This is a genomic window from Marilutibacter penaei, assembly GCF_014145395.1.
GTDB lineage: Bacteria > Pseudomonadota > Gammaproteobacteria > Xanthomonadales > Xanthomonadaceae > Marilutibacter > Marilutibacter penaei.
Genome location: NZ_JACHTE010000001.1, coordinates 318909 through 345299, shown reverse-complemented (window position 1 = coordinate 345299; position 26391 = coordinate 318909). Strand labels below are relative to the sequence as shown.

Below are 26391 nucleotides of genomic sequence, written 5' to 3'. Positions count from 1 at the left end.
GGGCGATGGTGGGGCCACACCGAAGGGAGCCCGCCATGAACGCCCAAACCGTCCGCCGTCCCGCCCCGTCCCGCCGCCGTCCCCATCCCCTGCTCGACGAGGTCCTGCGCGGCGCCGTCGCCGTCGGCGCGACCCTGCTGCTGGTCCTGCCCGAAGCGCGCGGGATGCATCCCGCACTGGGCTGGCTGCCTTTGTGGCTGCTGGGCATGCCGCTGGCGGCCTGGTGGGCTGCCCACCGCTTCCCGTTGCCGGGCCGGACCGGTGATGCCCCGGCGCCGCGGCGGCCGGCCGCGACCCGCCGCATGCCGCAGGCCCGCCGCCGCCGGCGCCTGCGCCCCGGGCTCCACCAGCCGCGGGTGGCCTGACTGCGACCGGTACCCGTGACCTGCGGCACGGCAGGTCGCCCCGGGCCCTGTGCTAGCGTCCCCGGTTTCGTCCCGAAACCACCTGACACCAGGGGAGCCCCGATGTCCAAGCCGAGCCCGTCCCTCCTGACCCGGGCCTGCCGGTCCGTCCTGCTGACGGCCGGCCTGGCCACCGCCGGTATCGCCGGTCTCATCGGGAACGCCCATGCCGAGGAGACCGCCGTGAACAACCCCGCGTCGCAGGACCGGTACCAGTGGCTTGAAGACGTGACCGGCGACCGCCCGCTGGCGTGGGTGCGCGAAGAGAACGCCCGCACCGAGGCCGAGCTGAGCGCCACGCCCGAGTTCAAGGCACTGGAGTCCGACCTCCGCGCGATCCTCGATTCCGACGCCAAGATCCCCGGCGTGCAGAAGATCGGCGACCACTACTACAACTTCTGGAAGGACCGGCAGCACGAGCGCGGCCTGTGGCGTCGCACCACGCTGGAGGAGTACCGCAAGGACCAGCCCGCATGGGAGACCGTGCTCGATCTCGACGCGCTGAACGCCGCTGAAGGGGAGAACTGGGTCTGGCACGGCGCCAACTGCCTGCGCCCGGCCTTCGACCGCTGCCTGATCGCGCTGTCGCGCGGCGGTGCCGATGCCGACGTCACCCGCGAGTTCGACCTGACGACGAAGACCTGGGTGGAAGACGGCTTCTTCCGCCCCGAGGCCAAGGGCGGCCTGGACTGGATCGATCGCGACACCGTCTACGTCTACACCGACTTCGGCCCCGGCGCCGACGGTGCGCCGGCGATGACCGAGTCCGGCTACCCGCGCATCGTCAAGGAATGGAAGCGCGGCACGCCGATGTCCGAGGCCACCGTGGTCTACGAAGGCACCGCCGAGGACATGTACATCGCCGCCGCGCACGACGACACCCCGGGCCATGAGCGCGACTTCGTCATCCGCACCATCGCCTTCTACAACGACGAGCTGTACCTGCGGAACGGCGATGGCTCGCTGGCCAAGGTCGACGTGCCGAACTCGGTCAACAAGAGCGTGCACAAGGACTGGCTGGTGCTGGAGCTGCGCGAGCCCTATACCGCCGGCGGCACCACCTGGCCGGCCGGCAGCCTGATCGCTGCCAACTTCGACGCCTTCATGGCCGGCGAGCGCGACTTCACCGCGCTGTTCACGCCGACCGAGCGCACCTCGCTGTCCAGCCATACCTGGACGAAGAACCACCTCGTGCTGAACGTGCTCGAGGACGTCAAGAGCCGCCTCAGCGTGCTGACCCCGGGCGAGGGCGAGTGGACGCGCAGCGCGTTCACCGGCGCCCCGGACTTCGGCACGGTCGGCATCAGCGCGGTCGACGACGTCGACAGCGACGCCGTATGGATGACCGTCGCCGACTACCTGACCCCGACCACCCTCTCGATCGCCGAGGTCGGCGAAGCGCCGCAGCCGCTGAAGTCGATGCCGGCCTTCTTCGATGCCGAAGGCAAGGTGATCGAACAGCACTTCGCCACCAGCGAGGACGGCACCCGCGTGCCGTACTTCATGGTCCGCCCCGAAGACCTCGCCTTCGACGGCACCGCCCCGACCCTGCTGTACGGCTACGGCGGCTTCGAGATCGCCCTGACCCCGGGCTACTCGGCCACCGCCGGCAAGGGCTGGCTGGAGAAGGGCGGCGTCTACGTGGTCGCCAACATCCGCGGCGGCGGCGAGTACGGCCCGCGCTGGCACCAGGCCGCGCTCAAGGCCAACCGCCACAAGGCCTACGAGGACTTCGCCGCGGTCGCCGAGGACCTCGTCGCGCGCAAGGTCACCTCGCCCGGACACCTCGGCGCGCAGGGCGGCAGCAACGGCGGCCTGCTGATGGGCAACATGATCACCCAGTACCCCGAGCACTTCGGTGCGATCGTCTGCCAGGTGCCCCTGCTCGACATGCAGCGCTACCACAAGCTGCTGGCCGGCGCCTCGTGGATGGCCGAATACGGCGACCCCGACAAGCCGGAGGAGTGGGCCTTCATCCAGACCTTCTCCCCCTACCAGCTGTTCGACCCGGCCATGGACACCCCGCCGACCTTGTTCATGACCTCCACCCGCGATGACCGCGTCCACCCCGGCCATGCCCGCAAGATGGCCGCGCTGATGCTCGACGCCGACAAGGACGTGCGCTACTACGAGAACATCGAAGGCGGCCACGGCGGCGCCGCCAACAACGCCCAGGCCGCACACATGAGCGCGCTCGCCTACACCTTCCTGTGGAACGAACTGGTCGAGTAAGCCCGGCACGGGTGGGGCCCCGGCCCCGCCCGTGCGGATGAGCGTCGAAACGAGAGCGGCGGGCGCGAAAGCCCCGCCGCTTTTTGGTGCATGGCCTCTGGGGAGGTTGTTCCGGGCGACACCGGGGAGGGTGTGCCTGATACCCGCACTCGCTCAGCGACGACGCGACGGGTTGCCTCGCGGACAGCTACAGGAAAGTCGGGTCTGACCCCTGTTTAGTCGCACTCAGAGATATCCCTCGCAACCCGAGCGGATCAACTTTGTTGGTCGCCGCCCGACATAGGCATTGGTCTTGATTACATCAGGGGCTGGACACTAACCGTTCTTCCGGAAGCTGTGTCAATCCCGATCTCTGCCCCGCCGCCCCTAATGGCCTCGTTCTTAGGTACAAAGGCGACATAAATCACGCCGCCGTCGTATCTGATTCGGGTGTGATAGCTGCGCGGATCCGACAAAACGTCATCCAATCCTGCATTCTGGCCGGGTCCTGCATTTAGTCTCATCTGCTGCAAGAAATCTAGAAACTCAATTGAGGCGAGATAGATTAACTCTGCCTGCCGTTCCTCGTCACTCGGGGTGAGAAGCCTTTCCAAGGTCCGGATTCGGTTCCCCTGCTGATCCTCAATTTTCTGCTCAATCTGCCCTGCTGCGGTCGGCGCGACGTTGCTGCCCCCATCCGCGATTGCGGCAAATCCCGAACTCGCCGTAACGAGTAGGGCTGCTAACCCTAGGAGTAGAGCGCCTCTCATTGGCATGAGCATTTCTCTCCGGCTACATCACGCAGATTGATAGGATTGAGAGCGTTGGCGGAAGTTGAGTTCAACATCCGAATAACTCCACGAGGTGTGCCGAGGAACGAACTATATTCCATAGTTCCAAACTGCTGCGCCACCGCTAACGCACTAGCCAAGTAGCCATCGATATCGGACCCTGAGAAATTCTCTCCATCGTATCCCTCCACTAAGGGATGAGTATGGTAGTCACCGACAACATTGCTCGAAATCGCTGACAACTTTACGCTGGTTGGCGTGCCGCTGACGGCCGCCCCATAGGTGTATGTACCGTTCGGCATCGCCAGAATTCTACCTCCATATTCAATTCCATCCCGACGGGATCGCCAGTTGTAGTACTGGATGGGGGAAAACACGGGTCAGCGTCGACTTTCTGAGCTCGTCACCACGAGCTGCGCCTGCCACGAACGCCGTATGCCCGTGCAGGAGCGCATGCAGTGGGGCCGCGTGATCTGGACGCTGGGCTTGCACCTCCAGCTCTGCGGGCAGCTGGCCAGCGCTGGCACCCGCATCTATTGCGCCCCCAATGACCCACGGTCAGAAAAGTCGACTCTGACCCCCGTTCCTGGACCCTGACCCCCGTTCCTGGACCTGCGGGCTGGACGATCACGGCCCGGAGGCGGCATAAAATGGACCCGATCCCGCACAGGAGCCCGGTCATGTCCTCGGCCACCGCCACCGCCAAGCAGGAAGTCCAGGCCCTCCTGGCCCACCTTCCCGATGACAGCACACTGGAGGACATCCAGTACCACCTGTACGTGCTGGAGAAGATCCGGCGCGGTCAGGCCGATGTCGCGGGCGGTCGTCGCTACAGCCAGGAAGAAGCACGGCAGCGTCTGGATCGATGGCTGGCGCGCTGAGCTGGTCGCAGGAGGCGCTCGACGATATCGACGGCATCGCCGAGTACATCAGCCGCGACTCGCCGTACTACGCCCTCCACCACACGCCCTGAGAAAAGTCAGGGTGCCTTCCCGCCGTTCAGGGGCCAGGGCGTGCGCGATACGCTGCGCCGACCCAGGAACCGGACGAGCCCATGCGCCACCTCTTGCTGCTCTCGCTTGCATGCGTCTTAGCGCCCGCCCGTGCCGAACGGCCGCCTCCGCCGGGGCCGGCATCGCCCGGTGCATCGGCGGCGATCGAACAGGTGCTGGCCCATCCGCTGTTCCGGGAGCGGTACATGTGCGCCGAGCACGGGGTGGGCGAGCTGCCCTATCCCGGTGACGACCTGGGCCAGGACTGCGTCATCGCCGCTTTCGACGAGGCCTCGCCCGGCGGCTTCCTCAAGCTGTACCGGACCGATGGCGCGAGCAACGAGGACTGGTACGGCTGGAACCGCCCGGTCCATTCGCCCTGTGACTGCGAGGTGGTCCAACTGCATGTGAACCCGACGACGAACGTGCCGGGCGAGCCCCTCCCAGGCCGGGCGTCCGGCATCGTGCTGAAGGCCGCGGACGGCACGATGTTCGCGGTCGCGCACCTGCAGGACTTCGTGGTGGAAGCGGGGGCGCAGGTGAAGGCGGGCGAGCGGATCGGCTTCGTCGGCAACAACGGCTACGCCCGGGCGCCGCACGTGCACATCGGTGCCTGGCGGGGCGAGCAGGCGCTGCAGGTGCGCTGGGACCTGCGCGCGATGACGGTCGAGTAGGGCGCGCGGCACGCCGGGCGAAACCGACGGCGAGCGAGCCTCGTGGCTATGTTCGTTGATCGTGCGGTCATCGTCGGCTAAAAACAGGTCCCGAACCTCGTTCGCGAGGTTCCAGACCTCATTGACGAGGTGCCAGACCTCGTTCACGAGCTTGCGAACCCCATTCACGAGGTCTGGCACCTCGTCATCGAGCCTGTGGACCCCTCGCACGAGGTCCGGGACCTCATCCCTGAGGTCCGCGACCCCGATCGCGAAGGGACGGCACTCAGCGAAGGCGTCCCCGGCCTCGCGCGCGAGCCTGCTGACGTGACGTATCAGGTTCCCGACCTTGCGTACGACCGGTTCGACGTCCCACACGAAACCCGGGCACCTGCCCCCGCAGCCGCCGCCAGTGCCCAACCTGCAGGCCCCGTCGCCTGCTTTCCGCCCGCCTCACCGCCCGGCACGAACGCCGGGAGGGCAAGACGCAGGCCCCAACAGCGCACCTCTTCGCAAGGGGGGGCGTAAGCTTGGCGGTAGACCTCACCGGATCCATGCGCATGGCAACCCCCGACCTGAGCCAACAGGTGCACGAACTGGCCGACCACCTGCCGCCCGGGGCGACCTGGGACGATGTGATCGAACAGGCTCGGTTCCGCAAGGCCGTCCAGGAGGGCATCGCGGCTGCCGATCGCGGCGAGTTCGCCAGCGACGAGGACGTGCGGCGCGTGTTCCGTAAATGGGGCGTGGATGCGGGCGCTTAGGTGGTCGGTCAAAGCCCTGCTGGACTTCGATGAAGCGCACGCCCTACCTGATCGTGTATCGCGCCGGCGATGACGCGGTCGAGATCCTGCGCGTGTGGCACGGGCGCCGCGACTGGATGGCGCCGGAAGGCTGAGCCCCCACCCCCTGCCATCGGACCTATATGGGCCCGCTCCGGGCTCGGGTATCGTCGGGCCACCGTTGCGAAACCCGACCTCGGACCCCATCCCATGAAGCCCACCCTGCTGCTGGCCGCCGTCCTGATGAGCCTTCCTTCCGCGATCCCCGCCGCCGACCTGCCGCCCGTCCCGGACGCCGAACAACGCCCGCACGTGGTCAAGGCCCCGCACGGCGCCGAGCGCGAGGACACGTACTACTGGCTGCGCGACGACGCCCGCGAAGACCCCGCGATGCTGGCCTACCTGCAGGCCGAGAACGCTTACACCGACGCGGTGATGGCGCCGCTGAAGCCGGTCGAGGACGCGCTGTACGAGGAGTTCGTCGGCCGCATCAAGCAGGACGACGCCTCGGTGCCCTACCGCAAGCACGGCTGGTGGTATTACACCCGTTACGAGACCGGCAAGGACTACCCGGTCCACGCCCGCCGCCGCGATGCCGGCGGCATCGACGCGCTGTCCATCCAGGCCGCCAACGGCCGCGGCGACTTCGCCGGCGAGCAGGTGCTGCTCGACGTCAACGCACTCGCCGAGGGCAAGGACTACTACGCGGTCAGCGACTGGGAGGTCACCCGCGACGACGCCATCCTCGCCTACGCCGAGGACCTCAACGGCCGCCGCCAGTACACCGTCCGCTTCCGCAACCTGCAGACCGGCGAGCTCTACCCCGACGAGATCAAGGGCGTGTCCGCCAACCTGGTCTGGGCCGACGACAACCGCACCCTGTTCTACGTCGAGAACGATCCCGAGACCCTGCTGACCGTGCGGGTGAAGAAGCACGTGCTCGGCACGCCGGTCGCCGACGACGTCCTGGTCTATGAGGAGAAGGACGACAGCTTCTACATGGGCATCGGCAAGACCCGCGACGAGCAGTTCATCTGCATCGGCGTCGAGAGCACGGTGTCGAGCGAGATGCGCTGCACGCCGGCCGCCGATCCGGGCGAGTTCACCGTGCTGGCGCCGCGCGAGCGCGACGTCGAGTACGACGCCGACCATTTCGACGGCCGCTGGGTGATCGTCACCAATGCCGACGGTGCGAAGAACTACAAGGTGGTGACCGCGCCGAGCGGCAGCACCTCGCGCCGCGACTGGCAGGAATGGATCCCGCACAAGGACGACGTCTTCATCGACGGCATCGAACTGTTCGACGGCTTCACCGCGATCGCCGAGCGTTCCGAGGGCCTGGAGCGCCTGCGCATCGTCCGCGGCACGCCGGGCGGGGCGGGCGGCGAGGGCGAGTACGTCAAGGCGGACGAGCCGGCCTACTCGATGGGCCTGTCCTCGAATCCGGAGCCGGACACCGCGTGGCTGCGCTATGGCTACACCTCGATGACCACGCCGGCCACCACCTACGAGCTCAACGTCGACACCGGCGAGCGTCGCCAGCTCAAGCAGGAGCCGGTGATCGGCTACGACCCATCGCAGTACGTCACTGAGCGCCTGTGGGCCACGGCACGCGACGGCACGAGGGTGCCGGTGTCGCTGGTCTACCGGAAGGGCTTCCAGCGCGACGGCAGCGCGGCGATGCTGCAGTACGCCTACGGCAGCTACGGTTCCTCGACCGACCCGGGCTTCAACAGCACCGTGGTCAGCCTGCTCGACCGCGGCATGGTCTACGCCATCGCGCACATCCGCGGCGGCCAGGAGATGGGCCGCGCCTGGTACGACGACGGCAAGCTGTTCAACAAGAAGAACACCTTCACCGACTTCATCGACGTCACCCGTTTCCTGGTCGAGCAGAAGTACGCCGCGCCGGACCGCGTGGCGGCCTACGGCGGCAGCGCCGGGGGCCTGCTGATGGGCGCGATCGCCAACATGGCACCGCAGGACTACCACGTGATCCTGTCGCAGGTGCCCTTCGTCGACGTGGTGACCACCATGCTCGACCCGAGCATCCCGCTGACCACCAACGAGTACGACGAGTGGGGCAACCCGGAGCAGGCCGACTACTACGCCTACATGCTGTCCTACTCGCCGTACGACAACCTGTCGGCGCAGGCGTACCCGGCGATGTACGTCGGCACCGGCCTGTGGGACTCGCAGGTGCAGTACTGGGAGCCGGCGAAGTACGTGGCGCGCCTGCGTGACGTCGACACCTCGGACAACACGGTGGTGTTCCGCACCAACATGGAAGCCGGGCACGGCGGCAAGTCCGGCCGCTTCCGCCGCTTCCGCGAACGTGCCGAGATGTACGCCTTCATGCTCGACCAGCTCGGCGTGCGCACCGCGGCGCCTTGAGGTCCCGCGTGGCATGGGCCGGGCCGCGTTCCGCGCGTGTCCCGGCCGCCGGCGCCTAGAATGGCGCCATGAAGCCAGAGCCCGTCCCGCCTGCCGCTCCCGCGAGCCCGCCCCGCGTGCGTTTCCGCTGGGCCTGGTGGTTGCTGGCCTATCTGGCGCTCGCGCTCGGTCTGGTCGGGATCGTGCTGCCGGGGCTGCCGACGGTGCCCTTCATCCTGCTGTCGGCGTTCGCCGCCGCGCGCGGTTCCGAGAAACTGCACCGGCGCCTGCTGGCCGACCCGCGCTTCGGTCCGATGATCCGCGACTGGCAGGCGCATGGCGCGGTCAGTCGTCGCGCCAAATGGCTGGCGACGGTGATGATGGCGGGCTGCGCGGTGGTCATGTTCCTGACCGCACCCAAGGTCTGGATGGCGGCCACCGGCACCGGCATCATGACGATCGTTGCGACGTGGCTGTGGTGCCGGCCTGAACCACCCACGCATTGAGCTTCGCAGCGTCGGAAGGCCGGGCTACACTGCCGGCATGAACGCACGCACTGCATTGCTGGTCGCCCTCGCGGCCCTCGCGCTGGCCGCCTGTGGCAACAAGGGTCCGCTGGTCCAGGCGCCGGTGGACATCCCGGTCGAGCCGCCGACGGACGACGCGCCGCTGGACCAAGGCCCGCTGGACCAGGGCCCGCTGGACGCCGCACCGGTCGACCCGCCCGTGGAGGTGCCGGTCGACCCGCCCGAGGACGACGGCGGCGACGAATGAGCGCCGAGGCACCCCGGCCGCATGGCGGACCGCTGCACTTCAGCAAGATGCACGGCGCCGGCAACGACTTCGTCATCATCGACCTGCGCGGCGGTCGCGCCGCGCCTTCGCCGGCGCTGTGCCAGGCGCTCGCCGACCGCCGCTTCGGGGTCGGCTGCGACCAGATCCTGACGATCGAGGACGCCCCCGATCCCGGCGTGGTTGCCGCGTACGGCATCTGGAATTCCGATGGCTCCAAGGCCCTGCAGTGCGGCAACGGCGCGCGCTGCGTGGCCGCGTGGCTGGTCCGCGACGGTGCCGCGACCGCGCAGCGCTTCGTGGTCGACAGCCCCGCCGGCCGGCACCCGGTCGAACGCATCGACGCCACCCGCTACCGCATCGGCATGGGCGTCCCGGAATTCGAGCCGGCCCGCATCCCGATGGCCGCCGGCATCGCGCGTGCCGACACCTACACCGCCGGCGACGCGCTGCCGGCGTTCGGCGCGGTGTCGATGGGCAACCCGCACGCGGTGATCGAGGTCGACGACGTCGATGCCGCACCGGTGGCGGCCATCGGGACCGCCCTGCAGGCCGACGGCGTGTTCCCGGATTCGGTCAACGTCGGATTCGTGCAGGTGCTGTCGCGCGACCATGTGCGCCTTCGCGTGTTCGAGCGCGGCGTCGGCGAGACCCTGGCCTGCGGCAGCGGCGCCTGCGCGGCAGCCGTGGTGCTGATGCGGCGCGGCCGGGTCGATCGCGCTGTCACCGTGTCGCTGCCCGGGGGCGACCTGCAGATCGAATGGCCGGCCGATGACGCCGAAGTAGCGATGACCGGCCCCACCGCATTCGTGTTCGAAGGAGACTGGTTCGATGCATGACCACGAGGAGAAGCTCGGCGCGCATGAAGTCGCCGCCTGGCTGCGCCGCCATCCGCGCTTCCTGCAGCAGTTCCCCGACCTTGCGCTGACGCTGGTGGTACCGCGCGACGAGGGCACCGCGGCCTCGCTGGCCAGCTACCAGCTCGAAGTCCTGCGCGACAAGAACCGCGAGCTCTCGCGTCGCCTGCAGGAGCTGTTCGCCAATGCGCAGCAGAACGAACGCCTCGCGGTCCGCACCCACCAGCTCGCCCTCGCGCTGATGCGCCAGGGCAGTGCCGGCGATACCCTGCGGGCGATGGCGGCGACGCTGTCGGAGGAGTTCGAAGGCGACCTGGTGCGCATCGTGGTGTTCCAGCCGGTTGCCGGGATGGAAGAGGCCGACTGGCTCCACGTGGTCGACGAGGGTGATCCCGCGCTCGATGCGTTCCGCGACTGCCTCGCCGACGGCGAGCCGATCTGCGGCCGCCTGCAGCCGGCCAAGAACGACCTGCTTTACGATGCGCGCGTCGAGGAAGTGCAGTCCAGCGCGCTGCTACCGCTGCCGGGCGTGGGCCTGGTGGCGGTCGGCAGCCACGACGCCAACCGCTTCTATCCCGGCATGGGCACGCTGTTCCTTCGGATGATGGGCGAGGCCCTGGTCACCGCGCTGCAGCGTTTCGAGCCGCAGGCGCCGGCGCGGGACTGAGAGCCGCGGGCGGACACCGCCGATGACCGCCATCGAGGATTTCATCGCCCACCTGCGCGTCGAACGCCAGGCGTCCGCGCATACCCTCGACGCCTACCGGCGCGACCTTGCGGCCTTGCAGGGCTGGGCGGACGCGGCAGGCCGCGACCTGCTCGAGCTGCAAACCGCCGACCTGCGTGCCTTCGTCGCCGCCGAGCACCGCCGCGGCCTGTCGCCAAAAAGCCTGCAGCGCCGTCTCTCGGCCTGTCGCAGCCTGTACACCTGGTTGCTGAAGCAGGGCCGCATCGCCGCCAGCCCCGCGGCGGGCATCCGCGCGCCCAAGGCCCCGCGCAAGCTGCCCAACGTGCTCGACCCGGACGAGGCCAAGGCGCTGGTGGAGGTGCCGACCGACGCGCCACTGGGCCTGCGCGACCGCGCGCTGCTGGAACTGTTCTATTCCTCAGGCCTGCGCCTGTCGGAGCTGTGCGGCCTTCGGTGGCACCAGCTCGATCTCGACGATGCGCTGGTGCACGTCACCGGCAAGGGCAACAAGCAGCGCAGCGTGCCGATCGGTTCGCATGCAAGACGCGCGCTGGCGGAATGGCGCGCGTCGACGGGTGCCGGCAACGACGCTCCGGTGTTCCCGGGCCGGAACGGACCGATCAGCCCTCGCGCAGTGCAGTTGCGACTGCGCAAGCTGGCGATGCAGCAGGGCCTGTTCAAGCGCGTGCATCCGCACTTGCTGCGGCATTCGTTCGCAAGCCACATCCTGGAGTCGTCGGGCGATCTGCGCGGCGTGCAGGAGTTGCTGGGGCACGCGGACATCGCAACGACGCAGATCTACACGCACCTGGACTACCAGCATCTGGCACGCGTCTACGACGACGCGCATCCTCGGGCGAAGCGGAAGGGGAAGTAGGCTCAGCGTCTGGCAGAAGCGATGCGGCCAGTGATCGGTGCGACGGGGTCGGGCAAGCCCATGCCGGACACGCCGTGAATACGTCCCTGTAGGCTTTTCCGCAACATCCATGTTGCGGAAAGTCCGGCACGGGCTTGCCCGACCCCGTCAACTCAGGTTCGTCCGGCGCCTGTTGCATACAGCGCCAGCCAGTCCCAGCCATGTATCTAGGTGCGGGTGGGCAGACCGAGACTGGACCGTACGCGGCATGGATGCCGCGTCCGAGCCTACAGGGACGTATTCACGGCGTGTCCAGGCTTGGTCTGCCCACCCGCGCCCTCGCGACGCACTGGGAGCCTCATGCCAGCTCATTGCTGACCTTCACGTTCATTCATCGGCAGGCGCTGCGCTTGAACGCGCCTCCCGCGTCCCCACCTGAAAAGGACACCCCGGAGGCCCCCATGGACCCCAGCCAGAACCCGAACGTCTTCCACGCCACCACCATCGTCTCCGTGCGCCGCGACGGCCACGTTGCCGTTGCCGGCGACGGCCAGGTGACCCTCGGCCACACCGTCATGAAGTCGAACGCCCGCAAGGTGCGTCGCCTCGGTCGCGACGGCCAGGTGCTCGCCGGATTCGCCGGTGCCGCTGCCGATGCCTTCACCCTGTTCGAACTGTTCGAAGCCAAGCTCGAGAAACACGGCCAGCTCACCCGCGCCGCCGTCGAAATGGCCAAGGACTGGCGCACCGAGCGCCGCCTCGGGAAGCTCGAGGCCCTGCTCGCCGTTGCCGACCGCGAGACATCCCTGGTGATCAGCGGCACCGGCGACGTCATCGAACCCGAGGACGGCATCATCGCCATCGGCTCCGGTGGCATGTACGCCCTGTCCGCCGCGCGCGCGCTCATCGCGCACACCCAGCTCGATGCCCGCACCATCGCCACCGAGGCGATCAACATCGCCGGCGATGTCTGCATCTACACCAACCGCAACGTCGTCGTCGAAGAGCTCTGAGGCCGGCCCGCATGAAGTTCGATACCACTTCCGCCACCATGACCCCGCGCGAGATCGTGCAGGAACTCGACCGTCACATCGTCGGACAGCACCCGGCCAAGCGCGCCGTCGCCATCGCGCTGCGCAACCGCTGGCGCCGTGCCCAGCTGGACGACGCCCTGCGCGACGAGGTCATGCCCAAGAACATCCTGATGATCGGCCCGACCGGCGTCGGCAAGACCGAGATCGCGCGCCGCCTTGCGACGCTCGCCAATGCGCCGTTCGTCAAGGTCGAGGCAACCCGGTTCACCGAGGTCGGTTACGTCGGCAAGGATGTCGAGCAGATCGTCCGCGACCTCGCCGACACCGCGGTGAAGCTCTATCGCGAGCAGGCCAAGGCGCGCGTGCGCACCCAGGCCGAAGAGCGTGCCGAGGACCGCATCCTCGATGCGATGCTGCCGCGCCGCACCAGCAATGCGACTTCGTTCGGCTTCAATGTCGCCGATGCCACCCGTGACGAACCCTCGGCGCAGGCCAATGCACCCGAAGAGGGCACCCGCGCGAAGCTGCGCAAGCAGCTGCGCGCCGGCGAGCTCGAAGAGCGCGAGATCGAGATCGAAGCCGCGGTCAACGTCGGCGTCGACATCATGGCGCCGCCCGGCATGGAAGAAATGGGCCAGCAGCTGCGGCAGATGTTCTCGCAGGTGGCCGGCGGCAAGACCCACAGGAAGAGCCTGCCGATCAAGGCCGCGCGCAAGCAGCTGGTCGAGGACGAGGCCGCGCGCCTGGTCAACGAGGACGAGGTGCGCGAAGCGGCGATCGAGGCCTGCGAGCAGCACGGCATCGTCTTCATCGACGAGATCGACAAGGTCGCCAAGCGCAGCGGGAACATGAGCGGGGGCGACGTCAGCCGCGAAGGCGTGCAGCGCGACCTGCTGCCGCTGGTCGAGGGCTCGACGGTCAGTACCAAGTACGGCCCGGTCAAGACCGACCACATCCTGTTCATTGCGTCCGGTGCATTCCATCTCGCCAAGCCCAGCGACCTGATCCCGGAGCTGCAGGGCCGTTTCCCGATCCGCGTCGAGCTGGGCGCGCTGGACAAGGGCGACTTCGTCCGCATCCTGACCGAGCCGAAGGCGGCGCTGACTACGCAGTACATCGAGCTGATGAAGACCGAGGGCGTGTCCCTGCGCTTCACTGAAGACGCCGTCGACCGCCTGGCCGAGATCGCCGCGATCGTCAACGAGCGCCAGGAAAACATCGGTGCCCGGCGGCTTCATACGGTGCTCGAGCGCCTGCTCGACGTGCTCAGCTACGAGGCGCCGGACCGCGACGGCCAGTCGGTCGCCATCGACCGCGCCTATGTCGACCAGCACCTCGGCGAGCTCGTGCAGGACCCGGACCTGAGCCGCTACATTCTCTGAGGTGGCCTTCCAGGCGAAGGTGCGACGAGGCGCTCAGTCCTCACCGATATCCTCGTTCCACACATCCGGATGGGCGGCGATCCAGTCGCCCAGCATCGTGATGCAGCGCTCATCCGCCATGTCGACGACGCGGACCCCAGCCTCGCGCAGCCAGTCGATGCCGCCCCGGAAATTCACCGACTCGCCGACCACGACCGTTCCGATGTTGAACTGGCGCACGAGCCCGCTGCAGTACCAGCACGGGGCGAGGGTGGTGACCATGATCGTGTCGCGGTAGCCACGCTGCCGGCCGGCCTTGCGGAACGCATCGGTTTCGCCATGCACCGACGGGTCGCCCTCCTGGACACGTCGGTTGTGGCCGCAGCCGAGCAGGGTGCCGTCGTCGCGGTAGAGCGCGGCTCCGATCGGGATGCCACCTTCCGCGAGCCCGGCGCGGGCCTCGGCGATGGCGGTGTCGAGCAGGGCGCGGTAGTCGGGTGTCTCGATCATGGCGCTGTCCTCACGGCCGGCCGGGGCGCAGCATCTCGACGTGCGGGATGCCGTCCTCCAGGTATTCATCGGACGCCACGGTGAATCCGTGGCGGGCATAGAAGTGCTGCAGGTGCGCCTGTGCCCCGAGCCGGAGAGGCGCGCCCGGCAGGACACGCTTCGCGAGGGCCAGGCCTTCCCGCATCAGCGGATCGCCGAGACCCCGCCCGCGCCACGCCGGCGAGGTGACGACACGGCCGATGCTCGCCTCGGCAAAATCTTCGATGCCATGCCCCAGTCCCGCCGGCAGCAGCCGCAGGTACGCCGCCAGTTGACCGTCCGCGGCTTCACCGAGCAGGTGCCAGGTGTCCGCATGCCGGTCCTTGCCGTCGATGTCGAGATAGGCGCACGCCTGTTCGACGACGAACACTTCGCTGCGCAGGCGCAGCAGGTCGTGGAGCTGGCCGACGGTGAGCGCGTCGAAGGGGCTGGCGTGCCAGGAGAGGGCGGGTTGCGCGTTCATCGCTGCATGATGCCAGTGCAGTTGATCGACACAAGGCGCGATGTGGTGCCGGGCGAATGGGCCGGCTTGCGTCGAGGGACCGTGCGCGGCATGGATGCCGCGCCCGAGCCTACAAGGATGTATTCACGGCGTGTCCCGCGGCGCAAGCCTGCCCAGTCGCTAGCCAGGGTAAGCCCAGCGCAGCGGATGTCGGCTTTTCACCCCGGATCGGCGACAATCCCCACCATGAACGACCAGCCCAGCCCGCCGCAGGACTCCTCGACCACCACCCACTTCGGCTTCCGCGACGTCCCCGTCGGCGACAAGCAGAAACTCGTGGGCGAAGTCTTCTCGTCGGTCGCCGGCAAGTACGACCTCATGAACGACCTCATGAGCCTCGGCATCCACCGGGTCTGGAAACGCTACTTCGTCGCCACCTCGCAGGTCCGGCGTGGCGACCGCGTGCTCGACCTTGCCGGCGGCACCGGCGACATCGCCCTGCTGCTGCGCGACCGCGTCGGCGAGACCGGCAGCATCGTGCTCGGCGACATCAACGGCGAGATGCTGCGCGTCGGCCGCGACCGCATGACCGACCAGGGCAAGGTCTCGGGTTTCGAGTACGTGCAGGTGAACGCCGAGAAGCTCCCGTTCCCGGACGCCAGCTTTGACCTGGTCACGATCGCCTTCGGGCTGCGCAATGTCACCGACAAGGACGCCGCCCTGCGCGAGATGAACCGCGTGCTCAAGGTCGGCGGCCAGGCCCGCGTACTCGAGTTCTCCGAAGTCACCGCGGACTGGTTCAAGCCCGTCTACGACTTCCACTCCTTCAAGGTGCTGCCCGTGCTCGGCCGCCTGTTCGCCAACGACGCCGACAGCTACCAGTACCTGGCCGAGAGCATCCGCAAGCATCCCCCGCAGGCCGAACTGAAAGGGATGATGGAGGCCGCCGGCTTCGCCCGTTGCCGCTACCGCAACCTGTCGGCGGGCATCTGCGCGATCCACACCGGCTACCGGGTCTGACGCCCCGGCCGGGCCCGGCGGAGCGGGCCCTCCCCTCCACCAGGGGGACCGATCGGGCCATGCGGGGGGGCGTGGCAAGGCGTTAGACTCGGCGGTCCGACCGTACCCGTGGAGCCAGAATGCGCGCCTCCCTGCTCACCCTCTGCCTTGCCGCCGCCCTCGCCGCAGGCTGTTCATCCGAACAGGCCCCCCCGACGGGCGACACGGCCACCGCCGCGCCGGAGCCGGGCACCGACCTGTCCGCCCGGGACGACGCCGAGGCGGGCTCCGAGGCGACCGCCCGCGCCGACGTGTTCTCCTACGCCGAGCCGGAGATGGTGCGCATCAAGGACCTGGCCCTGGCGCTCAACCTCGACTTCGACGCGAAGACCCTGGCCGGCAGTGCGACGTATGAACTGGACTGGGTGGATCCCGAAGCGGGGCGCCTGACCCTCGATACCCGCGAGCTGGAGATCGAGAAAGTCGTGGGCGAGCGCGAGGACGGCAGCTGGATCGACCTGACCTTCGTGGTCGACGATGCCGACGAGCGCCTGGGCAGCAAGCTGACCATCGCCGCGCCCGATCGCAATCCGCGCATTCGCGTCAGCTACAAGACCTCCCCCGAGGCCTCCGGCCTCCAATGGCTGACGCCGGCGATGACCGAGGGCGGCGCGTCGCCCTTCATGTTCAGCCAGTCCCAGCAGATCCACGCGCGCTCGTGGGTGCCGCTGCAGGACACGCCGCAGGTGCGCTTCACCTACACCGCGCACGTCACCGCTCCGAAGGATGCGATGGTGCTGATGAGCGCCGACAACGATCCCGGGGCCGAGCGCGACGGCGACTACAGCTTCACGATGCCGCAGCCGATCCCGTCCTACCTGCTGGCGATCGCGGCGGGCGACCTGGTGTTCAAGCCGGTGGGCGAGCGCAGCGGCGTCTGGGCCGAGCCGGCGGCGATCGACAAGTCGGTCAAGGAGTTCGCCGATACCGAGAAGATGATCGAGGTCACCGAGAAGCTGTACGGGCCGTACCGCTGGGGCCGCTACGACATGCTGGTCCTGCCGCCGTCGTTCCCCTACGGCGGCATGGAGAACCCGCGCCTGTCCTTCATCACCCCGACCGTCATCGTCGGCGACAAGTCGCTGGTATCGCTGATCGCGCATGAACTGGCGCACAGCTGGTCAGGCAACCTGGTCACCTTCGCCACGCCCAAGGACCAGTGGCTCAACGAGGGCATGACCAGCTACGTCGAGAACCGCATCGTCGAGGAGCTGTACGGCAAGGACCTCGCCGACATGGAATACCTGCTCGCGCGCAACGAACTGCGCAAGACCATCGGCGACATGCCGCCGCAGGGCCAGGCGCTGGCGATCCGCCCCGACGTCGAGGTGACGGCGAAGGATCCGCTGACCGAGGTCGCCTACGACAAGGGTGCCTGGTTCCTGGCGTTCCTGGAATCGCGCTTCGGCCGCGAGGACTTCGACACCTTCCTGCGCGGCTACTTCGACCACTTCGCCTTCCAGTCGATCCCCACCACCACCTTCATCGACTACGCGCGCGAGAACCTGCTCGACAGGCATCCGGGCAAGGTCAGCGAAGCCGAGCTCGACGAGTGGATCTACGGCACCGGCATCCCGGCGTCCGCGCCGGAGGTGAAGTCGCCGCTGCTGGAGAAGGTCGACGCCGCACGCACCGCCTGGCTCGCCGACGGCACCCTGCCGGCCAAGGCGGTCACCGACGCCTGGAGCACCCAGGAATGGCTGCACTTCCTCGACGGCATGCCGGAGACCCTGGAGACCGCGCAGCTGGTTGCGCTGGACGAGGCCTATGCCTTCACCGGCACCGCCAATGGCGAAGTCGCCATGCGCTGGTACCCGCTGGCCGTGCGCAGCGGCTACACGCAGGCCAATGATGCCGCCGCCGCGTTCCTGGAGACGATCGGCCGCCGCAAGCTGATCATGCCGACCTATGCCGAACTGGTGAAGACGCCCGAGGGCCTGGCGCTGGCCGAGGCGACCTTCGCCAGGGCGCGACCGGGCTACCACCCGATCACCACCGCCAGCGTCGAGCACCTGATCGAGGAGGCCAAGTCGCCGGGCGCCGCCAAGGGTGGGCCGGTCGACTGACCTGCCGGACCCGCCGCGGACACGGTCGGCGGCGGGTCCATCCGGTGTCGCGACGCCATGTTCCCCAGGAGATCGACCATGACCCCCGCCCCTGTCCCGTTCCCGCGACGCCTTGCGCTGGGGCTCGCCGTCGCCCTGTTGGCTGCGTGCCAGCCCGGCCCGGACCCGCAACAGCAGCAGGCGGCCCAGGCCGATGCACGCGAACAGGCGGCGGAGGCGATGGCGGTTGAGTTCGACACGGCGTATGCGGCCGGCAACTGGGGCCTGGCGCGCGCCCATGGGGACATCCTGAATGCCGAGTACCCGGGGAGCGCGGCCGCGGCACGCATCGCCGGCGATTACGCGGAGGCCCGGACCCGGGCGACCGAGGCGCGCGAGACGCTGCGGCTTGCCGCGTTGTGGACCTACCAGACGCAGCCCTTCAAGGACGGCCAGCAGCGTTCCGCGTCGATCTTCTCGCGTGAACGCGTCGACACCGACGGCAGCGGCGACAAGCCCGTGCAGCTGATTTTCCGCGACAACCCGGATTGGGGTCGCAGCAGCTACCTGGTGCTGCAGGCCGGCGACTTCGACTGCTATGGCGGCTGCAAGGTCATGCTGAAGGTGGACGACGCCGAGCCCCGGCCCGTCGATGCCAGCCGGCCGGATACCGACGAAGCCATCGCCATGTTCATCGAGGATGAAAAGATGCTCTGGCGCACGGTGAAGGACGCCGGCGTGATCGGGATCGAGTTTCCGGTGAAGGCGGGCGGCACCCGCAGCGCGGCCTTCGAGGTCGGCGGGCTGGAGCCGGGGCAGCTGCCCGGCTGGAACTGAGGTTTTTCCGACGGGCGTTGACGCCGCCTCTGCACGACCGGAGTAGGCTGGACCCGCGGGATGCCGTGCCGGCATTCCCGGCGACGACGGACAGGATGTCCGCGTCCGGCCATCCAGCGGCGGCGCCGCGAGGAACGTGGCGCCTGTCGATGCGGAGGCAGTCATGCTCGCGCCCCGGCTCCACAACCTGCTCGATGCGCGCCACGCGCACTACACCACACACCCGCACGAACGCACGCTTACCGCGCACGAGACGGCGGAAGCCACCCATGTCAGCCGCTCGCTGTTCGCCAAGACCGTGATGCTGAAGGTGGACGGACGGCTGGCAATGATGGTGATGCCCGCGTCCTACCGCGTCGACCTGCTGCGACTGTCGCGTGCGCTCGGCGAGGCTGAAGTGGAGCTGGCCGAAGAGGCCGAGTTCCGCAATGCGTTCCCGGATTGCGAGGTCGGGGCGATGCCGCCGTTCGGCCACCTGTACGGCATGCCGGTGTACGTCGATTCCCGCCTTGCGCGCCAGGCGGACATCGCGTTCAACGCCGGCACCCATACCGAAGCCGTGTCGATGCCCTACGACGAGTTCGAGAAGCTGGCCGAGCCGGAGATGCTCTGGCTCGCCCACGTGATGTGAGCGGGCCGCCGGGTCAGAGCGCGTAGCCGAACTGCTGGCGGAACTGCTCGGCGAACCCGTCGTAGTCGAAACGCTGGTTCTGCGTGCCCGGGTGTTCGACCTTCAGTGCGCCCATCAGGTTGCCGATCCGGCCGATGGTCATCCAGTCGCACCCCTTCTCGATGCCGAAGATCAGGCCGGCGCGGAAGGCGTCGCCGCAGCCGGTCGGATCGGTGACGCGGCGTTCGTGGGCCGGGGGGACGTCGAAAGTCTGCTGCGGCGTGTGGATCAGCGCGCCCTTCGGCCCCTGGGTGACGATGTAGGCCTTCACGCGCTCCACGATCGCCTTCTCGTCCCAGCCGGTGCGCTCCTGCAGCAGGTTGGACTCGTAGTCGTTCACGGTGACGTAGTCCGCCTGCTCGATGAAGGCGCGCAGCTCGTCTCCCTTGAACAGCGGCATGGCCTGGCCCGGATCGAAGATGAAGGGGATGCCCCCCTCGGCGAATTCGCGCGCGTTCTGCAGCATGCCTTCGCGGCCATCCGGGCTGACGATGCCGAAGCTCACGCCCGGCACGTCCTTCACGTGGTTCTCGTAACTGCGCATCATCGCGCCCGGATGGAACGCGGTGATCTGGTTGTTGTCGTGGTCGGTGGTGATGAAGGCCTGCGGCGTGAACAGCTCGTCGATCACCTTCACCTGGTCGAGCGGGATCTCATGCTCCTCGAACCACTCGCGGTAGGGCCCGAAGTCCTGGCCGACGGTCGCCATCGGGATCGGATCGCCGCCCAGCAGCTTCAGGTTGTAGGCGATGTTGCCGGCGCAGCCGCCGAACTCGCGACGCATCCGCGGGACCAGGAACGACACGTTCAGGATGTGCACCTTGTCCGGGAGGATGTGGTTCTTGAACTGGTCGGGAAAGACCATGATGGTGTCGTACGCGAGCGAGCCACAGATCAGAGCGGACATGGAGGTACCTGGAGGTCTGTCGGGCGCACGGCGCGCCGGTTCCGGAGGGCGGGCAGGGGCTTCCGCGCCCGCAGCGCCGCCTGCAAACCGGGGAAGCCTACCGGCTGGGCCTGCCGGGGGCCAGCGTCGGGGGCGCTGGCGGTGGACGCCCTGGCCGGGCGGCGGGGCGCGACCGGGTCGGCAAAAACCGCGGCAAACCCCGATTTCAAGCGGTTTTCTCCTTGCCCGGCCCCCGGGGGGGCGGGTAGTCTAGCCGGTCTGTTCCGACCCCCTCCCGTAGACGGCCCGTTCCCCGATGTTCAAGAAGTTTCGCGGCATGTTTTCCAATGACCTGTCCATCGACCTGGGCACGGCCAACACCCTGATCTATGTCCGCGGACAGGGCATCGTCCTGAACGAGCCCTCGGTGGTCGCGGTGCGCCAGGACCGGATGATCGGCGGCAGCCGCTCGGTGGCGGCGGTGGGTGCGGAGGCGAAGCAGATGCTGGGCCGCACGCCGGGCAACATCACCACCATCCGGCCGATGAAGGACGGCGTCATCGCCGACTTCACCTATACCGAGGAAATGCTGAAGTACTTCATCCGCAAGGTGCACAAGTCGCGCTTCCTGCGGCCGAGCCCGCGGGTGCTGGTCTGCGTGCCCTGCGGCTCGACCAACGTCGAGCGCCGCGCGATCAAGGAATCGGCCGAGGAGGCCGGCGCGCGCGACGTCTACCTGATCGAGGAGCCGATGGCGGCCGCGATCGGCGCTGGCATGCCGGTGACCGAGGCCCGCGGCTCGATGGTCGTCGACATCGGCGGCGGTACCTCCGAGGTCGCGGTGATCTCGCTCAACGGCATCGTCTACTCGGCGTCGGCCCGCATCGGCGGCGACCGTTTCGACGAGGCGATCATCAACTACGTACGCCGCACCTACGGCACCCTGATCGGCGAGGCGACGGCGGAGCGGATCAAGCTGGAGATCGGCTGCGCGTGTCCCCAGGAAGACGCCCGCACCATGGAGGTCTCCGGCCGCAACCTGGCCGAGGGCGTGCCGAAGATGGTGACCCTCAATGCCAACGAGGTGCTCGAGGCCCTGCGCGAGCCGCTGTCGGGCATCGTCGCGGCGATCCGCCTGGCCCTGGAACAGACGCCGCCGGAGCTGTGCGCCGACGTCGCCGAGCGCGGCATCGTGCTGACCGGCGGCGGCGCGCTGCTGCGCGACCTCGACAAGCTGATCAGCGAGGAAACCGGCCTGCACGTGCAGGTCGCCGACGATCCGTTGACCTGCGTCGCCCGTGGCGGTGGCCGCGCGCTGGAGCTGGTCGACATGCACGGCAACGAGTTCTTCACGCCCGAATAAGGCATCCGGCTCCGGGCGGGCGCGCCGGGTTCGCGCAGGGGGCGTGAGCCCGGGCGGAAAGCCGGCTAGTCTGTGAGCCAGGTCCTGCCACGCTGCCTGCCGCCGGCTGCGCTGCCGGCCGTTCCCACGTCCCTCCCCACGCCCTCCCCACAGTGCCTTCATACGCCGGTCCCACCGCCCCCAGCCGCTCCGGAGACGTCGCCGGGACGCTGCGGCTGCTGGCGTACCTGGTGGTCGCGCTGGTGTTGATCGCGCTGGACCACCGCGGCGGCTGGCTGGACAAGGCGCGCGCCCAGGCCTCGCTGCTGGTGCAGCCGCTGTGGATGGTGGCCGGCTGGCCGGGCCAGGTGGTCGAGAAGGTGCAGGACGATGCAGGCACGCTCGCGCACCTCACCGAGGAAAACACCCGGCTGCGCAACGAAGCGCTGGTGAACAATGCGCGTCTGGCACGGCTGCAGGCCGTGTCGGCCGAGAACGCCCGCCTGCGCGAGTTGATGGGCGCGGCCGAGCAGGGGCGGCTGGACGTGCAGCTCGCTTCGATCCTGGACATCGACCTCGACCCCACCCGCCAGCGCCTGGTCATCAATGCCGGACGCGGGGATGGCGTGCATGTCGGCCAGAGCGTGATCGATGCCGGCGGCTTGATGGGCCAGGTGATCGAGGCCACGCCGATGCACTCGACCGTATTGCTGCTGACCGATGCGTCCCACGCGCTGCCGGTCACCGTGGCCCGGACCGGCGTACGCGTGGTCGCCTACGGCACCGGCGAACGGAACCGGCTGGCCCTGCAGAACGTGCCGATGTCCAGCGACATCAAGGTTGGCGATACGGTGGTGAGCTCCGGGCTGGGCGGCCGGTTCCCTGCCGGATTCGTGGTCGGCACCATCGAAACCTTGCGCCCGGACGACAGCCGCGCCTTCCTGATCGGCGATGTGCGCCCCGCCGCCCGCCTCGACCGCGGCCGCAACGTGCTCCTGGTGCGCGAAGTCCCACCCGAAATGCGTGCGCCTGCCGCCCCGCCCACCGCCCCGGATGGCGAGGACGGCGGCGCGCCCGACGCGAACGGCCTCGCGGAGCCCGCGGAGCCGCCAAGCGGGCCCCCGGGGGAGGCGCCCGAGCCGTCCGGCGACGCCGCAGGGGAGGCGCCATGACGCGGCAGCGACGCCCCTGGGTGATGCCGGTCAGCATCCTGCTCGCGCTGGTGCTGGGCCTGGTGCCGCTGGCGCCCGTGCTGCAACCCTACCGTCCCTATTGGCTGGCGCTGGTGGTGGCCTATTGGGTGATCGACGACGCCGATCGTTATGGGCTTGGTTTCGCGTTCGTGGTCGGCCTGCTGGCTGACCTGGCGTTTGGCGGCCTGCTCGGCGAGCACGCGCTGCGCCTGGTGGTGATGGCCTACATCCTGCAGCGTTTCCGCGCGCGCCTTCGTTTCTTTCCGATGTCGCAGCAGGCGCTTGCCATCGGCGGCCTGCTGTTGAACGACCGGATCCTGGTCACCGTGCTGCACGGAGCCCTGCAACTGCCGCCTGCCCCGGCCGAAGCTTGGTTCACCCCGCTGATCGGCATGGTGCTGTGGCCGCTGCTGCACCTGGCGCTGGACGGTGTCCGCCAGGGCGGGTGGCGGAGGCCCTGATGCCGCTGCGTCGCCGGGTCATCAAGAATCCCGCCGCGGAGGCCGACCAGTTCCGGCGGCGGGCCTTCGTCGCCTTCGTCGGGGTGCTGGTGGCACTGGGGGTGCTCGCCGGCTGGTACTTCCGCCTGCAGGTGGTGCAGCACGACGAATACGCCACCCGCTCCGAGGCCAACCGGATCAAGCTGCGGCCGGTGGTCCCGGCGCGCGGGGTGATCTACGACCGCAAGGGCCGGATCCTCGCAGACAACGTGCCCGCGTTCCGCGTCGAGGTGACGCCCGAGGAGGCCGGCGACCCCGGGACCTGGCTGCCGGAGCTGGCGGAGATCTTCCACCTCACGAAGGAGGAGATCGACGGGTTCGAGGCGACCCGCCGGGTGACCCGGGGCTTCCGCCCGGTCATCCTGAAGATGCGGGTCAGCGAGGAGGAAGCCGCGCGTTTCGCGGTCGATCGCTGGCGCTATCCGGGCGTCGAGCTGGTCTCCTACCTCAACCGTCGCTATACCCACGGCGAACTGCTCTCGCACATCATCGGGTACGTGGGCCGGGTCGACGAGGACGACCTCGCGGGCCTGGACGAGGCCAGTCGCGCGCTGACCCACATCGGCAAGACCGGCATCGAACGTGCGTACGAAGAGGCGCTGCGGGGCAAGGTGGGCTACGAACAGGTGGAGACGGACGTCGCCGGACGGCCGATGGGCGTGGTCGGGCGCGTGCCGGCCGTGCCCGGCACCGACCTGCGCCTGAGCGTGGACATCGACCTGCAGCAGGCCATGGTCGATGCCTTCGGCGAGTACGAGGGTTCGGCGGTCGCGATGGATCCGCGCACGGGCGAGATCCTGGCCATGATCAGCCTGCCGGGCTACGACACCAACCTGTTCGTGAACGGCATTTCCCACGCGGACTACCGCGCGCTGACGACGAACCCGTCCCGGCCCCTGTTCAACCGGCTCGTCCTGGGGGGCGTCGCCCCCGGTTCCACCCTCAAGCCGCTCATCGCGCTGGCCGGCCTGGACAGTGGCGTGCGCCGGCCGGAGGACCGTGTCATGTCCACCGGCATGTTCTACCTCCCCGGCGTCAGCCGCGGCTGGGGCGATTCGCACCGGGGCGGCCACGGCTGGACCGACCTGCGCAAGTCGATCGCGCAGTCCGTGAACACCTATTACTACCAGCTGGCGCTGGACATGGGCATCGAGCGCTTCGACGATTACATGGCGCGCTACGGGTTCGGTCGCCCGACCGGCGTGGACCTGGTCGGCGAGATCGACGGCATCCTCCCGTCGCCCGCGTACAAGATGGAAACGCGGCGCGAGCGCTGGTATCCCGGCGATACCGTCAACATCAGCATCGGGCAGGGCGACTGGAAAGTGACGCCCCTGCAGCTGGTCCGTTCGATCGCGGGCATCGCCGATGGCGAGTTGCGCCGACCGCACCTGGTGAAGGAGGAGCGGGTCGGATTCGATGCGCCGTGGGCACCGCTGCCGCAGCCGCCGGGCACCCCCATCAGCCCCAGTCCGGAAAACCTGCAGGTGGTGCGGGAAGGGATGGTGCAGACCATGCAGCCGGGCGGCACCGCCTGGCGCATCGCCAGTGACGCGCCGTACACGATGGCCGGCAAGACCGGCACCGCGCAGGTCGCCAGCCGGCGCGACAACGCCGCGGTCAACCCGCGCAGCCTGCCCCTGCACCTCCGCCACCGGTCGCTGTTCGTCGGCTTCGCGCCGGCCGACCGGCCCACCATCGCGGTGGCGGTGGCGGTGGAAGGGGGCGGGTACGGGGGCAGCACCGCCGCGCCGATCGCCCGCCAGGTACTGGATGCATGGCTGCTGGGCCGCATGCCCGGCGCCGGTCAGGACGGCACGGCGGAAGAGGGCGGGGCGGTCGAGGCCGCGACGCCACCGCCGGCGCCCGGCGAGGCCTCGCCGGCCGCGGCGGACGTGCACTGATGGGCGAGATCCTGCGGTGGCTGTTCGACCTCGTCCTGCGGGTTGTGCGCACCCTGGACTGGCCGCTGCTCGGGGCGCTGCTGGCGCTGATGGGCATCGGGCTGGCGGTGCTGTACAGCGCCGGGGGGCAATCGATGCACCTGGTGATGGCGCAGGGCAGCCGCTTCGCCGTGGGGCTGGCGGCACTGTGGGCGCTCTCGCGGGTATCGCCCTCGCAATTGCGCAACTGGACACCGCTGGTGTTCGGCGCTTCGCTGGTGCCGCTGCTGCTGGTGCTGGTGATCGGCACCGGCCGTCACGGCTCGCACTGGATCAACCTCGGCGTGTTCTATTTCCAGCCGGCCGAGGTGCTCAAGCTGAGCCTGCCGATGATGGTGGCGTGGTACCTCAACCGTCGACCGCTCCCGCCGCGCGTGGGCAGCGTGCTGGTCGCGGCCACGATCGTCGCGGTGCCCACCGGCCTGATCCTGCTGCAACCGGATTTCGGCACCGCCATGCTGGTGGCGACCAGTGGCGCGTTCGCCCTCTACCTCGCCGGCCTGCCCTGGTGGTGGTTCGGGATGGCGTTCGCGGGCGTGGCCGCAGCCGCCCCGGTGGCCTGGTTCTGGCTGCTGCGCCCGTACCAGAAGGACCGCATCCTGACCTTCCTGAACCCGGAGTCCGACCCGCTCGGCGCGGGCTGGAACATCATCCAGTCGAAGATCGCGATCGGCGCCGGCGGACTCCATGGCAAGGGCTGGGGGGAAGGCAGCCAGTCGCACCTCAACTACATCCCCGAGCACACCACGGATTTCATCTTCGCCGTGCTGAGCGAGGAGTTCGGCTGGATCGGCGTGGCGGTCGTGCTGGGTCTGTACCTGTTCGTCGTCGGCCGGTGCCTGTGGATCGCCTCGCAGGCCCGCGACGGCTATTCGCGCCTCCTGGCCGGTGCGCTCGGGCTGGCGTTCTTCGTGTACGTGATCGTCAACGGCGGCATGATCGCCGGCCTGCTGCCGGTCGTCGGCGTACCGATGCCGCTGCTGAGCTACGGCGGCACCTCGGCGGTGTCCCTGCTCGCCGGCATGGGCGTGGTGATGGCCGTGCGCGTGCACCGTCCCGTGCACGCACGTTGACGTCCATGAACGACAACGTGACCTGACTCGCGGCGGCGGTGCCGTCGAATGCGCGCAC

The 26391-nt window shown here is 68.9% G+C and carries 27 protein-coding genes; 23 read left to right on the top strand and 4 right to left on the bottom strand.

Annotated elements, in window-relative coordinates:
- Positions 1–35 precede the first annotated feature (35 nt).
- Both H4F99_RS01520 and H4F99_RS01515 read left to right on the top strand, forming a co-directional pair.
- Positions 36–365, top strand: a complete 330-nt coding sequence (locus tag H4F99_RS01520; protein WP_182667942.1) for a hypothetical protein — start codon at positions 36–38, stop codon at positions 363–365.
- Positions 366–467: 102 nt separating this feature from the next.
- Positions 468–2636 (top strand): prolyl oligopeptidase family serine peptidase, encoded by a 2169-nt coding sequence (locus H4F99_RS01515; protein WP_182667941.1) that lies wholly within the window; start codon positions 468–470, stop codon positions 2634–2636.
- 745 nt (positions 2637–3381) lie between these two features.
- On the opposite strand, the gene H4F99_RS14660 is transcribed toward H4F99_RS01515, so the two are convergent.
- Entirely contained in the window at positions 3382–3783 is a 402-nt protein-coding gene (locus H4F99_RS14660; protein ID WP_182667940.1) for a DUF4329 domain-containing protein, read from the bottom strand.
- A gap of 303 nt (positions 3784–4086) precedes the next feature.
- Between H4F99_RS14660 and H4F99_RS01505 the strand changes: the two genes are divergently transcribed.
- The 12 genes from H4F99_RS01505 (at position 4087) to hslU (ending at position 13815) form a co-directional block, all read left to right on the top strand.
- Entirely contained in the window at positions 4087–4287 is a 201-nt protein-coding gene (locus H4F99_RS01505) for a hypothetical protein (RefSeq protein WP_182667939.1), read from the top strand.
- Positions 4288–4460: 173 nt separating this feature from the next.
- Entirely contained in the window at positions 4461–5072 is a 612-nt protein-coding gene (locus H4F99_RS01500; protein ID WP_182667938.1) for a M23 family metallopeptidase, read from the top strand.
- A 539-nt stretch (positions 5073–5611) separates the two neighbouring features.
- Positions 5612–5815 (top strand): hypothetical protein, encoded by a 204-nt coding sequence (locus tag H4F99_RS01495; RefSeq protein ID WP_182667937.1) that lies wholly within the window; start codon positions 5612–5614, stop codon positions 5813–5815.
- A gap of 29 nt (positions 5816–5844) precedes the next feature.
- The gene (locus H4F99_RS01490) at positions 5845–5949 is read left to right on the top strand and encodes a type II toxin-antitoxin system RelE/ParE family toxin (protein WP_246371180.1); all 105 of its coding nucleotides are present in this window, start codon (positions 5845–5847) and stop codon (positions 5947–5949) included.
- Positions 5950–6043: 94 nt separating this feature from the next.
- A complete protein-coding gene (locus tag H4F99_RS01485) occupies positions 6044–8227 on the top strand; it encodes a S9 family peptidase (protein WP_182667935.1) in 2184 nt (727 codons plus the stop codon).
- A gap of 68 nt (positions 8228–8295) precedes the next feature.
- Positions 8296–8712, top strand: a complete 417-nt coding sequence (locus tag H4F99_RS01480) for a YbaN family protein (protein ID WP_182667934.1) — start codon at positions 8296–8298, stop codon at positions 8710–8712.
- Positions 8713–8749: 37 nt separating this feature from the next.
- Positions 8750–8980 (top strand): LPS translocon maturation chaperone LptM, encoded by a 231-nt coding sequence (gene lptM / locus H4F99_RS14350; RefSeq protein WP_220480982.1) that lies wholly within the window; start codon positions 8750–8752, stop codon positions 8978–8980.
- A complete protein-coding gene (gene dapF / locus H4F99_RS01470) occupies positions 8977–9837 on the top strand; it encodes a diaminopimelate epimerase (protein WP_182667933.1) in 861 nt (286 codons plus the stop codon). The genes lptM and dapF overlap by 4 nt, the downstream gene beginning before the upstream one ends.
- The gene (locus H4F99_RS01465) at positions 9830–10522 is read left to right on the top strand and encodes a DUF484 family protein (protein ID WP_182667932.1); all 693 of its coding nucleotides are present in this window, start codon (positions 9830–9832) and stop codon (positions 10520–10522) included. Before dapF ends, H4F99_RS01465 begins: the two co-directional genes overlap by 8 nt.
- Before the next feature lie 22 nt (positions 10523–10544).
- Complete coding sequence (gene xerC, locus H4F99_RS01460; protein WP_182667931.1) at positions 10545–11420, top strand: tyrosine recombinase XerC; 876 nt, start codon at positions 10545–10547, stop codon at positions 11418–11420.
- Between the two features lie 440 nt (positions 11421–11860).
- Complete coding sequence (hslV, locus tag H4F99_RS01455) at positions 11861–12412, top strand: ATP-dependent protease subunit HslV (RefSeq protein ID WP_182667930.1); 552 nt, start codon at positions 11861–11863, stop codon at positions 12410–12412.
- Between the two features lie 11 nt (positions 12413–12423).
- Entirely contained in the window at positions 12424–13815 is a 1392-nt protein-coding gene (gene hslU, locus H4F99_RS01450) for an ATP-dependent protease ATPase subunit HslU (RefSeq protein ID WP_182667929.1), read from the top strand.
- Between the two features lie 33 nt (positions 13816–13848).
- On the opposite strand, the gene H4F99_RS01445 is transcribed toward hslU, so the two are convergent.
- Complete coding sequence (locus tag H4F99_RS01445) at positions 13849–14304, bottom strand: nucleoside deaminase (RefSeq protein ID WP_182667928.1); 456 nt, start codon at positions 14302–14304, stop codon at positions 13849–13851.
- Between the two features lie 10 nt (positions 14305–14314).
- The gene (locus H4F99_RS01440; RefSeq protein WP_182667927.1) at positions 14315–14806 is read right to left on the bottom strand and encodes a GNAT family N-acetyltransferase; all 492 of its coding nucleotides are present in this window, start codon (positions 14804–14806) and stop codon (positions 14315–14317) included.
- Between the two features lie 225 nt (positions 14807–15031).
- Between H4F99_RS01440 and ubiE the strand changes: the two genes are divergently transcribed.
- From ubiE to H4F99_RS01420, 4 genes are all read left to right on the top strand, one after another.
- Positions 15032–15805 (top strand): bifunctional demethylmenaquinone methyltransferase/2-methoxy-6-polyprenyl-1,4-benzoquinol methylase UbiE, encoded by a 774-nt coding sequence (ubiE, locus tag H4F99_RS01435; RefSeq protein ID WP_182667926.1) that lies wholly within the window; start codon positions 15032–15034, stop codon positions 15803–15805.
- 119 nt (positions 15806–15924) lie between these two features.
- Positions 15925–17910 (top strand): M1 family metallopeptidase, encoded by a 1986-nt coding sequence (locus tag H4F99_RS01430; RefSeq protein WP_182667925.1) that lies wholly within the window; start codon positions 15925–15927, stop codon positions 17908–17910.
- Positions 17911–17988: 78 nt separating this feature from the next.
- Complete coding sequence (locus tag H4F99_RS01425; protein ID WP_182667924.1) at positions 17989–18726, top strand: hypothetical protein; 738 nt, start codon at positions 17989–17991, stop codon at positions 18724–18726.
- 163 nt (positions 18727–18889) lie between these two features.
- Positions 18890–19357 carry an aminoacyl-tRNA deacylase gene (locus tag H4F99_RS01420; protein WP_182667923.1) on the top strand — a complete coding sequence of 156 codons (468 nt, stop codon included), beginning with the start codon at positions 18890–18892 and terminating at the stop codon, positions 19355–19357.
- 13 nt (positions 19358–19370) lie between these two features.
- On the opposite strand, the gene H4F99_RS01415 is transcribed toward H4F99_RS01420, so the two are convergent.
- Entirely contained in the window at positions 19371–20303 is a 933-nt protein-coding gene (locus H4F99_RS01415; protein ID WP_182667922.1) for a carbohydrate kinase family protein, read from the bottom strand.
- 295 nt (positions 20304–20598) lie between these two features.
- Here H4F99_RS01415 and H4F99_RS01410 point away from each other — a divergent pair, with 295 nt between their 5' ends.
- The 5 genes from H4F99_RS01410 (at position 20599) to rodA (ending at position 26333) form a co-directional block, all read left to right on the top strand.
- Positions 20599–21645, top strand: a complete 1047-nt coding sequence (locus H4F99_RS01410; protein WP_182667921.1) for a rod shape-determining protein — start codon at positions 20599–20601, stop codon at positions 21643–21645.
- A 152-nt stretch (positions 21646–21797) separates the two neighbouring features.
- Positions 21798–22796 carry a rod shape-determining protein MreC gene (mreC, locus tag H4F99_RS01405; protein WP_182667920.1) on the top strand — a complete coding sequence of 333 codons (999 nt, stop codon included), beginning with the start codon at positions 21798–21800 and terminating at the stop codon, positions 22794–22796.
- Complete coding sequence (gene mreD / locus H4F99_RS01400; protein WP_182667919.1) at positions 22793–23278, top strand: rod shape-determining protein MreD; 486 nt, start codon at positions 22793–22795, stop codon at positions 23276–23278. Before mreC ends, mreD begins: the two co-directional genes overlap by 4 nt.
- Complete coding sequence (gene mrdA / locus H4F99_RS01395; protein WP_182667918.1) at positions 23278–25221, top strand: penicillin-binding protein 2; 1944 nt, start codon at positions 23278–23280, stop codon at positions 25219–25221. Before mreD ends, mrdA begins: the two co-directional genes overlap by 1 nt.
- Positions 25221–26333: a rod shape-determining protein RodA gene (gene rodA / locus H4F99_RS01390; protein WP_182667917.1), complete on the top strand. Its 1113-nt coding sequence runs from the start codon at positions 25221–25223 to the stop codon at positions 26331–26333. The genes mrdA and rodA overlap by 1 nt, the downstream gene beginning before the upstream one ends.
- The last annotated feature ends 58 nt before the right edge of the window (positions 26334–26391 follow it).

Excerpts from the sequence above, each read along its gene's own strand:
- H4F99_RS01430 (WP_182667925.1), top strand. The coding sequence starts at position 15,925 with ATGCGCGCCTCCCTGCTCACCCTCTGCCTTGCCGCCGCCCTCGCCGCA.
- ubiE (WP_182667926.1), top strand. The coding sequence starts at position 15,032 with ATGAACGACCAGCCCAGCCCGCCGCAGGACTCCTCGACCACCACCCAC.
- lptM (WP_220480982.1), top strand. The coding sequence starts at position 8,750 with ATGAACGCACGCACTGCATTGCTGGTCGCCCTCGCGGCCCTCGCGCTG.
- H4F99_RS01440 (WP_182667927.1), bottom strand. The coding sequence starts at position 14,806 with ATGAACGCGCAACCCGCCCTCTCCTGGCACGCCAGCCCCTTCGACGCG.
- mrdA (WP_182667918.1), top strand. The coding sequence starts at position 23,278 with ATGCCGCTGCGTCGCCGGGTCATCAAGAATCCCGCCGCGGAGGCCGAC.
- H4F99_RS01425 (WP_182667924.1), top strand. The coding sequence starts at position 17,989 with ATGACCCCCGCCCCTGTCCCGTTCCCGCGACGCCTTGCGCTGGGGCTC.
- dapF (WP_182667933.1), top strand. The coding sequence starts at position 8,977 with ATGAGCGCCGAGGCACCCCGGCCGCATGGCGGACCGCTGCACTTCAGC.
- H4F99_RS01485 (WP_182667935.1), top strand. The coding sequence starts at position 6,044 with ATGAAGCCCACCCTGCTGCTGGCCGCCGTCCTGATGAGCCTTCCTTCC.
- xerC (WP_182667931.1), top strand. The coding sequence starts at position 10,545 with ATGACCGCCATCGAGGATTTCATCGCCCACCTGCGCGTCGAACGCCAG.
- H4F99_RS01520 (WP_182667942.1), top strand. The coding sequence starts at position 36 with ATGAACGCCCAAACCGTCCGCCGTCCCGCCCCGTCCCGCCGCCGTCCC.
- H4F99_RS01415 (WP_182667922.1), bottom strand. The coding sequence starts at position 20,303 with ATGTCCGCTCTGATCTGTGGCTCGCTCGCGTACGACACCATCATGGTC.
- H4F99_RS01420 (WP_182667923.1), top strand. The coding sequence starts at position 18,890 with ATGCTCGCGCCCCGGCTCCACAACCTGCTCGATGCGCGCCACGCGCAC.
- H4F99_RS01490 (WP_246371180.1), top strand. The coding sequence starts at position 5,845 with ATGAAGCGCACGCCCTACCTGATCGTGTATCGCGCCGGCGATGACGCG.
- hslU (WP_182667929.1), top strand. The coding sequence starts at position 12,424 with ATGAAGTTCGATACCACTTCCGCCACCATGACCCCGCGCGAGATCGTG.
- H4F99_RS01500 (WP_182667938.1), top strand. The coding sequence starts at position 4,461 with ATGCGCCACCTCTTGCTGCTCTCGCTTGCATGCGTCTTAGCGCCCGCC.
- rodA (WP_182667917.1), top strand. The coding sequence starts at position 25,221 with ATGGGCGAGATCCTGCGGTGGCTGTTCGACCTCGTCCTGCGGGTTGTG.
- H4F99_RS01445 (WP_182667928.1), bottom strand. The coding sequence starts at position 14,304 with ATGATCGAGACACCCGACTACCGCGCCCTGCTCGACACCGCCATCGCC.
- H4F99_RS01465 (WP_182667932.1), top strand. The coding sequence starts at position 9,830 with ATGCATGACCACGAGGAGAAGCTCGGCGCGCATGAAGTCGCCGCCTGG.
- H4F99_RS01515 (WP_182667941.1), top strand. The coding sequence starts at position 468 with ATGTCCAAGCCGAGCCCGTCCCTCCTGACCCGGGCCTGCCGGTCCGTC.
- H4F99_RS01495 (WP_182667937.1), top strand. The coding sequence starts at position 5,612 with ATGGCAACCCCCGACCTGAGCCAACAGGTGCACGAACTGGCCGACCAC.
- hslV (WP_182667930.1), top strand. The coding sequence starts at position 11,861 with ATGGACCCCAGCCAGAACCCGAACGTCTTCCACGCCACCACCATCGTC.
- mreD (WP_182667919.1), top strand. The coding sequence starts at position 22,793 with ATGACGCGGCAGCGACGCCCCTGGGTGATGCCGGTCAGCATCCTGCTC.
- H4F99_RS01410 (WP_182667921.1), top strand. The coding sequence starts at position 20,599 with ATGTTCAAGAAGTTTCGCGGCATGTTTTCCAATGACCTGTCCATCGAC.
- H4F99_RS01505 (WP_182667939.1), top strand. The coding sequence starts at position 4,087 with ATGTCCTCGGCCACCGCCACCGCCAAGCAGGAAGTCCAGGCCCTCCTG.
- H4F99_RS01480 (WP_182667934.1), top strand. The coding sequence starts at position 8,296 with ATGAAGCCAGAGCCCGTCCCGCCTGCCGCTCCCGCGAGCCCGCCCCGC.